This is a genomic window from Dryocola boscaweniae, from assembly GCF_025215095.1.
Classification (GTDB): domain Bacteria; phylum Pseudomonadota; class Gammaproteobacteria; order Enterobacterales; family Enterobacteriaceae; genus Dryocola; species Dryocola boscaweniae.
The window spans coordinates 129,187-139,930 of record NZ_JALHAP010000080.1 but is presented as its reverse complement, the minus strand read 5'-3'; the positions used below and the strand labels follow the sequence as shown (position 1 = coordinate 139,930).

7 protein-coding genes and 3 tRNA genes are annotated in these 10,744 nt (G+C 55.3%); 5 read left to right on the top strand and 5 right to left on the bottom strand.

What is annotated here, in order from left to right; all coding sequences use genetic code 11:
• Nucleotides 1-191: 191 nt before the first annotated feature.
• From MUA00_RS14700 to orn, 4 genes are all read right to left on the bottom strand, one after another.
• A tRNA-Gly gene (locus MUA00_RS14700) sits at nt 192-267 on the bottom strand.
• 36 nt (nt 268-303) lie between these two features.
• Nucleotides 304-379: transfer RNA gene (locus tag MUA00_RS14695), tRNA-Gly, on the bottom strand.
• A gap of 37 nt (nt 380-416) precedes the next feature.
• A tRNA-Gly gene (locus MUA00_RS14690) sits at nt 417-492 on the bottom strand.
• A gap of 174 nt (nt 493-666) precedes the next feature.
• Nucleotides 667-1,212: an oligoribonuclease gene (gene orn, locus MUA00_RS14685; RefSeq protein ID WP_271123774.1), complete on the bottom strand. Its 546-nt coding sequence runs from the start codon at nt 1,210-1,212 to the stop codon at nt 667-669.
• A 112-nt stretch (nt 1,213-1,324) separates the two neighbouring features.
• Between orn and rsgA the strand changes: the two genes are divergently transcribed.
• The 3 genes from rsgA (at nt 1,325) to mscM (ending at nt 6,825) form a co-directional block, all read left to right on the top strand.
• Entirely contained in the window at nt 1,325-2,380 is a 1,056-nt protein-coding gene (gene rsgA / locus MUA00_RS14680; protein ID WP_271123773.1) for a small ribosomal subunit biogenesis GTPase RsgA, read from the top strand.
• An 84-nt stretch (nt 2,381-2,464) separates the two neighbouring features.
• The gene (gene asd, locus MUA00_RS14675; protein ID WP_271123772.1) at nt 2,465-3,430 is read left to right on the top strand and encodes an archaetidylserine decarboxylase; all 966 of its coding nucleotides are present in this window, start codon (nt 2,465-2,467) and stop codon (nt 3,428-3,430) included.
• A 59-nt stretch (nt 3,431-3,489) separates the two neighbouring features.
• Nucleotides 3,490-6,825 carry a miniconductance mechanosensitive channel MscM gene (mscM, locus tag MUA00_RS14670; protein WP_271123953.1) on the top strand — a complete coding sequence of 1,112 codons (3,336 nt, stop codon included), beginning with the start codon at nt 3,490-3,492 and terminating at the stop codon, nt 6,823-6,825.
• Between the two features lie 92 nt (nt 6,826-6,917).
• Here the strand turns inward: mscM and epmA are convergent, their stop codons facing one another.
• A complete protein-coding gene (epmA, locus tag MUA00_RS14665; protein ID WP_271123771.1) occupies nt 6,918-7,895 on the bottom strand; it encodes an elongation factor P--(R)-beta-lysine ligase in 978 nt (325 codons plus the stop codon).
• A gap of 327 nt (nt 7,896-8,222) precedes the next feature.
• Between epmA and frdA the strand changes: the two genes are divergently transcribed.
• Nucleotides 8,223-10,013, top strand: a complete 1,791-nt coding sequence (gene frdA, locus MUA00_RS14660; protein WP_271123770.1) for a fumarate reductase (quinol) flavoprotein subunit — start codon at nt 8,223-8,225, stop codon at nt 10,011-10,013.
• The gene (locus tag MUA00_RS14655; protein WP_271123769.1) at nt 10,006-10,743 is read left to right on the top strand and encodes a succinate dehydrogenase/fumarate reductase iron-sulfur subunit; all 738 of its coding nucleotides are present in this window, start codon (nt 10,006-10,008) and stop codon (nt 10,741-10,743) included. The genes frdA and MUA00_RS14655 overlap by 8 nt, the downstream gene beginning before the upstream one ends.
• Nucleotide 10,744 lies beyond the last annotated feature (1 nt).

Here is a 10,744-nt window from a genome sequence, read left to right as displayed (position 1 = left end):
TTTGGAATAAAATTATTCCCCTGTTAATCAAACAATTAAAATAAAGCTGTAATAGTTATTAATCTCTTAGCAGGAAAAGGAAAGCTGCGCTGCCTGTGGATAACTCTGTTTACAAGAGTTTGACGAGGACGTAAAAAACCACCACTGCCGCCCTTTGGCGCTGTGGATAATTTGTACTGGAGATAAGAAACTGGAGCGGGAAACGAGACTCGAACTCGCGACCCCGACCTTGGCAAGGTCGTGCTCTACCAACTGAGCTATTCCCGCTTGGGTGGTGCGTGGCTGTGAAAGCCAATCAAATTTTGGAGCGGGAAACGAGACTCGAACTCGCGACCCCGACCTTGGCAAGGTCGTGCTCTACCAACTGAGCTATTCCCGCTTGGGTAGTGCTTGGCTGTGAAAGCCAGATCAAATTTTGGAGCGGGAAACGAGACTCGAACTCGCGACCCCGACCTTGGCAAGGTCGTGCTCTACCAACTGAGCTATTCCCGCTTAAGTGTAACGCTGCAAATTCTGCATCGGTACGGGAGGCGCATTATACGAGAAATCGTTTTTGCCGCAACCCCTGAAACGATTTTTTTCGCGGATTTTGTCTGAATGCTGGTTTAATCGACAAATCGTCTAAAATCTGGGCGAAAGAGGAGTTTAACTCCTCTTAGCAGCTTGTTAAAGCTTAATAAAGTTCTCGCGATAAAAAGCCAGCTCCGCTACCGACTCGCGGATGTCGTCCATTGCCTGATGCGTGCCCTGCTTTTTGAAATCGAGAAGAATTTCAGGCTTCCAGCGCTTAGCCAACTCTTTAAGCGTGCTGACATCCAGATAACGGTAATGGAAGTAAGCCTCCAGTTCCGGCATGTATTTAAACAAAAAGCGACGATCCTGGCCGATGCTGTTGCCGCAGATTGGCGAAACGCCCGCCGGCACCCACTGCCGCAGAAACTCGATCGTTGCCAGCTCTGCCGCACGGTCGTCAAGCTTGCTTGCTTTAACACGCTCCACCAGGCCGCTGCCGGTATGGGTGCGAACGTTCCAGTCATCCATCAAAGCAAGCTGTTCGTCTGACTGATGCACCGCAATCGTCGGCCCTTCAGCGAGAATATTCAGATTGGCATCGGTCACCAGAGTGGCAATTTCAATTATGCGATCCCGCTCGGGATCCAGACCGGTCATTTCTAAATCAATCCAAATCAGATTGTTTTCGTTTCCACTCATGCTATTTTCCACCCTTCTCGCTCGTCGCCCATCCGGTAGATGAGTTAATTCGTATAAAATAGTGTGTATCATAGAGGTTTTGCCCACCAGGGGCGACCAGGAGTCAGTACGATTGAGCAAAAATAAACTCTCCAAAGGACAGCAACGCCGGGTTAAAGCAAACCACCAGCGTCGGCTTAAACAGACTGTGGAGAAAGCCGATCCCGACGATTCTCAGTTTGGCGAACCTCGCGATGGCCGCGTAATCAGTCGTTTCGGTCAGCATGCGGATGTCGAATCGCCTGAAGGCGAAGTGCACCGCTGCAATATTCGTCGCACCATCCGTTCGCTGGTAACAGGCGACAAAGTCGTCTGGCGTCCGGCAAAAGAGGCCGCGGCCGGCGTCACGATTAAAGGCATTGTCGATGCGGTACATGAACGTACCTCCGTCCTGACGCGCCCGGACTTCTACGACGGCGTAAAACCTATCGCCGCCAACATTGACCAGATCATTATTGTTTCCGCGATCCTGCCGGAACTCTCTTTAAATATTATTGACCGTTATTTAGTAGCCTGCGAAACGCTGGACGTTGAACCGCTGCTGGTGCTCAACAAAACCGACCTGCTGGACGAAGCAGGCCTGGCATTCGTTAATGAGCAAATGGATATCTACCGCAAAATCGGTTATCGCGTACTGATGGTTTCCAGCCATAAAGCAGAAGGCTTAAAAGAGCTGGAAGCAGCGCTTGTCGGTCGGGTCAGCATCTTCGCCGGACAGTCGGGCGTGGGCAAATCCAGCCTGCTAAACAACCTGCTTGGTTTTAAAGACGAGCAGATCCTGGTGAACGATGTCTCGGACAACTCGGGTCTGGGCCAGCACACCACCACCGCTTCGCGTTTGTATCACTTCCCGGGCGGCGGCGATGTTATTGACTCGCCGGGCGTACGTGAATTTGGGCTGTGGCATTTAGAGCCGGAACAAATCACCCACGGATTTGTCGAATTCCATGATTATTTAGGCCGTTGCAAATACCGCGACTGCCGCCACGATAACGATCCGGGCTGTGCGCTTCGCGAAGCGGTAGAACGCGGGGAAATTGCCGAAACCCGCTTCGAAAACTACCATCGCATTCTGGAAAGCATGGCGCAGGTAAAAACGCGTAAAAACTTTTCAGAAACGGATAACTGACAATTAAGCTGGGCGTCGCTAGAATCGCCCCCTTTTTCTGTTTGATGATGCCCGGCATACCGGGCTCTTAGCCAGGAGGCTATCTTGTTAGACAACATTAAACTTTCGCTGCAATACATTCTGCCGAAACTCTGGCTGACCCGCCTCGCGGGCTGGGGCGCAAGTAAACGTGCTGGCTGGTTGACTAAACTGGTTATCGACCTGTTCGTGAAATACTACAAAGTCAACATGAAGGAAGCGCAGAAGCCGGATACCGCAAGCTATCGCACCTTCAACGATTTCTTCGTGCGCCCGCTGCGTGACGAAGTTCGCCCTGTCAACACCGACCCAAATATCCTGGTTATGCCAGCCGACGGCGTAATCAGCCAGCTTGGCCGCATTGAAGAAGATAAGATTTTGCAGGCTAAAGGGCATAACTACAGTCTGGAAGCGCTGCTGGCGGGTAATTACCTGATGGCGGATCTGTTCCGTAACGGCAGCTTTGTCACCACGTATCTGTCGCCGCGCGATTATCACCGCGTACACATGCCGTGTAACGGCATTCTGCGCGAGATGATCTACGTGCCGGGCGATTTGTTCTCAGTAAACCATCTCACTGCGCAAAACGTCCCTAACCTGTTTGCCCGTAACGAACGCGTGATTTGCCTGTTCGATACCGAGTTTGGCCCAATGGCGCAAATTCTGGTGGGCGCAACCATCGTTGGCAGTATTGAAACAGTATGGGCGGGCACCATCACGCCGCCGCGTGAAGGCGTAATCAAGCGCTGGACGTGGCCTGCTGGCGAAAGCGAAGGGTCCATTGCTCTACTTAAAGGCCAGGAAATGGGTCGCTTTAAGCTGGGTTCAACCGTTATCAACCTGTTCGCTCCTGGAAAAGTTAACCTGGCCGAGCAGCTACAAAGCCTGTCGGTCACTAAAATTGGTGAGCCGCTGGCGGTTTCCACTGAGCCAATGGTTGAGCCAGAAGTGCCGGTAAGCGTTATTCCGCAGGCGGAAATCGAAGCCGAGCTGGAAGCCAGCCCGCTTGTGGAAAACAAACCCGAAAGTTAATGAGTTATTCCCAGGCCGCAGCGCCACTGCGGCGGCCTGGTTCAAAAAAAGGTACTGACGTGCGCCTGATAATCACTTTTCTGATGGCCTGGTGCCTCAGCCTGGGCGCGTATGCCGCAACGCTGCCTGACGCAAAACAGATAACCCAGGAACTTGAGCAAGCCAAAGCCGCGAAGGATCAGCCCAATCAGGCTGAAACGGTGGAAGCGCTCAGCAACGCCCTCAATGCGCTTGAAGAGCACAAATCTTCTCTGGAACGCGCGAAACAATACCAGCAGGTCATTGATAATTTCCCTAAGCTGTCGCAAACCCTGCGCCAGCAGCTCACCAATCTGCGTGACGAACCGCAGAAAGTGCCGGAAGGCATGTCCACCGATGCGCTAAACCAGGAAATCCTCCAGGTCAGCAGCCAGTTGCTTGATAAAAGCCGCCTGGCGCAGCAGGAGCAGGAGCGCACGCGGGAAATCACCGACTCGCTTAGCCAGCTTCCACAGCAGCAAACCGATGCACGGCGCCAGCTCAATGAAATGGAGCGCCGCGCAGGCACGCAGCCAACATCCGGCACGCCGCTTATTCAGGCTCAAAACCTGTTATTACAGGCGGAATCAGCAAGATTAAAAGCGCAGGTCGACGAACTCGAACTGGCGCAGCTTTCCGCCAGTAACCGTCAGGAGCTTTCCCGCCTGCGCGCCGAACTGGCGCAGAAACAGAGCGCTCAGTTGGACGCTTATCTCCAGGGCTTACGCAACCAGCTAAACAGCCAGCGTCAGCGCGAGGCCGAACGCGCTCTGGAAAGCACCGAATTGCTGGCTGAGAACAGCGCGAACCTGCCCCCAGCGCTGATCGTACAATTCAAAAATAACCGTGAACTGTCTCAGGCGCTTAACCAGCAGGCTCAGCGCATGGACCTGGTTGCCTCGCAGCAGCGCCAGGCCAGCAGCCAAACGCTTCAGGTGCGCCAGGCCCTCAACACATTGCGCGAGCAATCCCAATGGCTGGGCGTCTCCAACGTGCTGGGTGAAGCGTTGCGTGCCCAGGTCGCCCGCCTGCCGGAGATGCCAAAACCCCAGCAACTCGATACCGAACTGGCCCAACTGCGCGTCCAGCGCCTGCATTACGAAGACCTGCTGAATAAACAACAGCAGTTACGCCAGCTTCGTCAGGCCGACGGCAACGAGCTGACCGCCGAACAAAATCGCATTCTGGAAGCCCAGCTTCGCACCCAGCGTGAACTTCTTAACTCCCTGCTGCAGGGCGGCGATACGCTAATCCTGGAGCTTACCAAGCTGAAGGTGGCAAACAGCCAACTCGAAGATGCTCTGAAAGAGGTTAATGAGGCCACGCACCGCTACCTGTTCTGGACTTCAGACGTGAGCGCGATGGGGATTTCCTGGCCGGTTGAAATCGTTCAGGACCTGCGCCGCCTGGTTTCGCTTGATACCATCAGCCAGCTTGGTAGCGCCACCGTCATGATGTTGACCAGCCGGACCACGCTGCTGCCGCTGTTTGCCGCGCTGATCCTCGTCGGTTTCAGCATCAGTTCTCGTCGCCATTTCACCGCTTTTCTTGAGCGCTCCAGCGCCAAAGTGGGCAAAGTGACGCAGGATCATTTCACCTTAACGTTGCGCACGCTGTTCTGGTCAATCCTGGTCGCCTCGCCGCTTCCTGTTCTTTGGGCTACGCTGGGATTTGGCCTGCGGGAAGCGTGGCCGTATCCCCTCGCCGTCGCCGTCGGGGATGGCGTCACCGCCACCGTACCGCTGCTTTGGGCGGTAATGATTTGCGCCACTTTTGCTCGTCCGACAGGCTTATTTGTCGTTCACTTCGGCTGGCCGCGCGAACGCGTTGCCCGCGCGATGCGCTATTACCTGATGAGTATCGGCTTTATTGTGCCGCTCATCATGGCGCTAATCATGTTCGACAACCTCAACGATCGCGAGTTTTCCGGTTCGCTGGGGCGGCTGTGCTTCATTCTGATCTGCGGCGCGCTGGCGCTGGTCACGCTTAGCCTGAAGCGAGCGGGCATTCCGTTATATCTGGATAAACAGGGCAACGGCGATAACGTCGTCAACAAGATCCTCTGGAACCTGATGCTCTGCGCGCCGCTGTCGGCCATTCTGGCTGCCGCCGTTGGTTACCTGGCAACGGCGCAGGCATTGCTGGCACGACTGGAAACCTCGGTCGCCATCTGGTTCCTGCTGCTGGTGATTTATCACGTGATCCGCCGTTGGATGCTTATCCAGCGTCGCCGTCTGGCCTTTGACCGTGCTAAACATCGCCGTGCGGAAATCCTTGCTCAGCGTGCACGCGGTGAAGAAGAGCCCACGCACAGCCACAGCACGGAAGGTTCGGCGGAAATAGTGGAAGAGGCGGAAATCGACCTTGATACCATCAGCACCCAGTCCTTGCGCCTGGTTCGCTCGATTCTGATGCTGATTGCTCTGCTGTCGGTCATTGTGCTGTGGTCGGAGATTCATTCCGCGTTTGGCTTCCTTGAGAACATCACCCTGTGGGATGTCACCTCAACCGTGAAAGGCGTCGAAAGCCTTGAGCCAATCACGCTTGGCGCCGTGCTGATAGCTATTCTGGTGCTGATTATCACCATGCAACTGGTGCGCAACCTGCCGGCGTTGCTGGAGCTTGCGCTGTTGCAGCATCTGGATTTAACGCCCGGCACGGGCTATGCCATCACCACCATTACCAAATATCTGCTGCTGCTGATTGGCGGTCTGGTCGGCTTCTCAATGATTGGTATCGAATGGTCGAAGCTGCAATGGCTGGTCGCAGCGCTCGGCGTCGGGCTTGGTTTTGGCTTGCAGGAAATCTTCGCCAACTTTATCTCTGGCCTGATTATTCTGTTCGAAAAACCGATTCGTATTGGCGATACCGTGACGATTCGCGATCTCACCGGCAGCGTCACAAAGATTAATACGCGTGCGACCACCATCAGCGACTGGGACCGCAAAGAAATTATCGTGCCGAACAAAGCATTTATCACCGAGCAGTTTATCAACTGGTCGCTGTCGGATTCCGTTACGCGCGTGGTGCTCACCGTTCCCGCTCCGTCGGATGCGAATAGCGAAGAAGTGACGAAAGTGCTGTTGCAGGCCGCCGAACGCTGCTCGCTGGTTATTGATAACCCGCAGCCGGAAGCCTTCCTGGTGGATTTACAGGCCGGTATTCAGATCTTTGAGCTGCGTATTTACGCCGCAGAAATGGGTCACCGTATGCCGCTGCGCCATGAGATTCATCAGCTAATTCTGCAAGGCTTCCGCGAGCACGATATCGATCTGCCGTTCCCGCCGTTCCAGATGCGTCTGGAAAGTATGGGCGGTTCACGTAGCAGAACGATTAAGTCAGCGGGGACATCTGGAAGAACTGCGGGGGGCTTGTAGAAAATAAGGCGGGTGACGCTTAAACGCTTGCCCGCCCTACAAAGCCGTTACAAACGTAGGGTGGATAAGCGCAAGCCGCCATCCACCCTCTGTTAAGCTCGATCCACCGGGAATGCCAGCACGTCCGCCAGGCTTTCAGCGCCTAAGGCCAGCATAATCAGACGATCGACGCCCAGCGCTACGCCCGAGCAATCCGGCAGCCCCGCTTTTAACGCTTCGAGTAAATTCACGTCGATCGGCTGCTGCGCTAAACCGCGCGCCGCACGCTTGCGATTATCCTGCTCGAAGCGTTGCTGCTGTTCGCGGGCGTCGGTCAACTCATGGAATCCGTTCGCCAGCTCAATGCCTTTGAAATAAACCTCAAAACGCTCCGCCACGCGGTGATCTTCGGTGCTGATTTGCGCAAGCGCCGCCTGGCTTGCCGGGAAGTGATAGATAAAGGTCGGCTTATCTTTGCCGATATGCGGTTCAACGCCCAGAGTAAACAACAGTTGCAGCAGCGTGTCCCGGTCTTCTTCCTCGTCGGCAATGTTGCTCAAATCGAGTTTTGCCGCCGCTTCACGCAGCAGCGTTTTATCGGCCGACAGCGGATCGATTTCCAGGTGGCGCTGGAAAGCCTGCTGGTAAGAAAGCGACTCCGCAGCCTCGCATTCCAGAACCTGCTGCAGCAGATCGTCCACTTCATTCATCAGGCGGTACATGTCGTAATGCGGACGATACCACTCCAGCATGGTGAACTCTGGATTGTGATGGCGACCCATTTCTTCATTACGGAAACTGCGGCATAGCTGGAATACCGGGCCAATGCCCGCCGCCAGCAGGCGCTTCATGTGGTATTCCGGGCTGGTCATCAGGTACAGATTCATGCCCTGAGAATGGCCGGGGCCAACAAAACGGGTTTCAAACGGGAACAGATGAATATCGGTTACCGTCGCCTGGCTCATGCAGGGGGTTTCCACCTCCAGTACGCCGCGATCGGCAAAAAAACGCCGAATTTCCGCCATAATAGCGGCGCGTTTCAACAGGTTGGGGATGGATGCGCTCGGCTGCCAGGTTGCCGTTTCGCTCATGAGTTAATCTCCGTAGTCAAACAAGGCGAGGAAGTCTACTCGCATCGCCCAAGGGAGACAAATTTTGCGCAGCAAAAGGGGAGAGAATGTTAATACTTTTCGCATAAACGAGAGTAATTCCGTGACGTGAATCATTACTCCAGGTAATTAATTGCTGCACAGAACAGCAAAAAAATCGAACAAGTCAAATTTCCTTAAAATCCCTCCGGTTATAATCCTCTACCTACAAAGGAGCAGGGAAAACCTTTCGCAATAGCCCCTGGCGTTTAAGTGGACTACCTTTGGTAACAATGGCATTGCGAAATAACTAAAAACTGGAGGAATGTCGTGCAAATATTTCAAGCCGATCTCGCCATCATTGGCGCTGGCGGAGCGGGCTTACGAGCGGCCATTGCGGCAGCTCAGGCCAATCCACAGGCTAAAATCGCTCTGATTTCCAAAGTCTATCCTATGCGTAGCCACACCGTGGCCGCTGAAGGTGGTTCCGCTGCCGTCGCGCAGGATCACGACAGTTTTGAATACCATTTTCACGATACCGTTGCCGGCGGCGACTGGCTGTGCGAGCAGGATGTGGTGGATTACTTCGTTCACCACTGCCCCACTGAAATGACCCAGCTTGAGCAATGGGGTTGCCCGTGGAGCCGTCGCCCGGACGGTTCGGTCAACGTGCGTCGCTTTGGGGGGATGAAAATCGAGCGCACCTGGTTTGCCGCAGACAAAACCGGCTTCCACATGCTCCACACCCTGTTCCAGACCTCATTACAGTTCCCTCAAATTCAGCGTTTCGATGAGCATTTTGTCCTCGACATCCTGGTGGACGACGGCCAGGCCCGCGGTCTGGTTGCCATGAACATGATGGAAGGCACGCTTGTGCAAATTCGTGCTAACGCAGTCGTGATGGCGACCGGCGGCGCAGGACGCGTTTATCGCTACAACACCAACGGCGGCATTGTTACCGGCGACGGTATGGGCATGGCGCTAAGCCACGGCGTACCGCTGCGCGATATGGAATTTGTTCAGTATCACCCAACCGGCCTGCCGGGTTCCGGCATTCTGATGACGGAAGGCTGTCGCGGTGAAGGCGGTATTCTGGTGAACAAAGATGGCTATCGCTACCTGCAGGATTACGGCATGGGGCCGGAAACGCCGCTGGGCGAGCCGAAGAACAAATATATGGAGCTGGGGCCGCGCGACAAAGTATCCCAGGCTTTCTGGCATGAATGGCGCGCAGGCCGCACCGTTCCCGGGCCGCGTGGCGATGTGGTTTACCTCGATTTGCGCCATCTTGGCGAGAAAAAACTCCTCGAACGACTGCCGTTTATTTGTGAGCTTGCCAAAGCCTACGTGGGCGTCGATCCGGTGAAAGAACCGATTCCTGTGCGTCCTACGGCGCACTACACCATGGGCGGCATCGAAACCGACACCCAATGCGAAACCCGCATCAAAGGGCTATTCGCGGTGGGCGAATGCTCCTCCGTGGGGCTGCACGGCGCTAACCGTTTAGGCTCCAACTCGCTGGCGGAACTGGTGGTCTTTGGCCGCCTGGCGGGCGAGCAGGCAATGCAAAGAGCCAATGAAGCACGGCCAGCTAACGACGCGGCGCTGAGCGCCCAGGCAACCGACGTAGAAAGCCGCCTTAAGCAGCTAGTCAATCAGGAAGGTAACGAAAGCTGGTCGAAGATCCGCGACGAAATGGGCCTTTCCATGGAAGAAGGCTGCGGGATCTACCGCACGACGGAACTGATGCAGAAGACTATCGATAAGCTGGCGGAACTGCAGGAACGCTTTAAGCGCGTGCGCATCACCGACACCTCCAGCGTGTTCAATACCGACCTGCTTTACACCATTGAGCTGGGTCACGGGCTGAACGTGGCGGAATGCATGGCGCATTCGGCGATGGCGCGTAAAGAGTCCCGCGGGGCGCACCAGCGCCTGGACGAAGGCTGCACCGAACGTGATGACGTCAATTTCCTGAAACATACCCTTGCCTTCCGTGATGCGGACGGCACTACGCGTCTGGATTACAGCGACGTGAAAATCACCACCCTGCCACCGGCAAAACGCGTCTACGGTGCGGAAGCAGAAGCGGCCGACAAGAAGGAGGCGACGAATGGCTGATGTGATGAAGACCCTGAAGATTGAAGTGGTGCGCTATAACCCGGAAACGGACAGCGAGCCGCACAGCGCAATCTACGAAGTGCCTTATGATGAACAAACCTCGCTGCTGGATGCGTTGGGTTACATCAAGGACAACCTGGCGCCGGACCTCAGCTACCGCTGGTCATGCCGCATGGCGATTTGCGGCTCCTGCGGCATGATGGTCAACCGCGTGCCGAAGCTGGCCTGTAAAACCTTCCTGCGTGAATACACGCAAGGCATGAAGGTCGAAGCGCTGGCGAACTTCCCAATCGAGCGCGACCTGGTGGTCGATATGACCCACTTTATCGAAAGCCTGGAAGCGATTAAGCCGTACATCATCGGTAACCCGCGTACGCCGGATCAGGGGCCAAACGTTCAGACGCCCGCGCAGATGGCCAAATACCATCAGTTTTCCGGCTGCATCAACTGTGGCCTGTGTTATGCCGCCTGCCCGCAGTTCGGGCTTAACCCGGAGTTTATCGGCCCGGCGGCGATCACGCTTGCGCACCGTTATAACCTGGATAACCGCGACCACGGCAAAAAGCAGCGAATGGCGCAGCTAAACGGCCAGAACGGCGTCTGGACCTGTACCTTTGTGGGCTACTGCTCGGAAGTTTGTCCGAAGCATGTCGATCCGGCAGCCGCCATCCAGCAGGGCAAAGTCGAAAGCTCGAAAGACTTTTTGATAGCCACCCTGAAACCACGCTAAG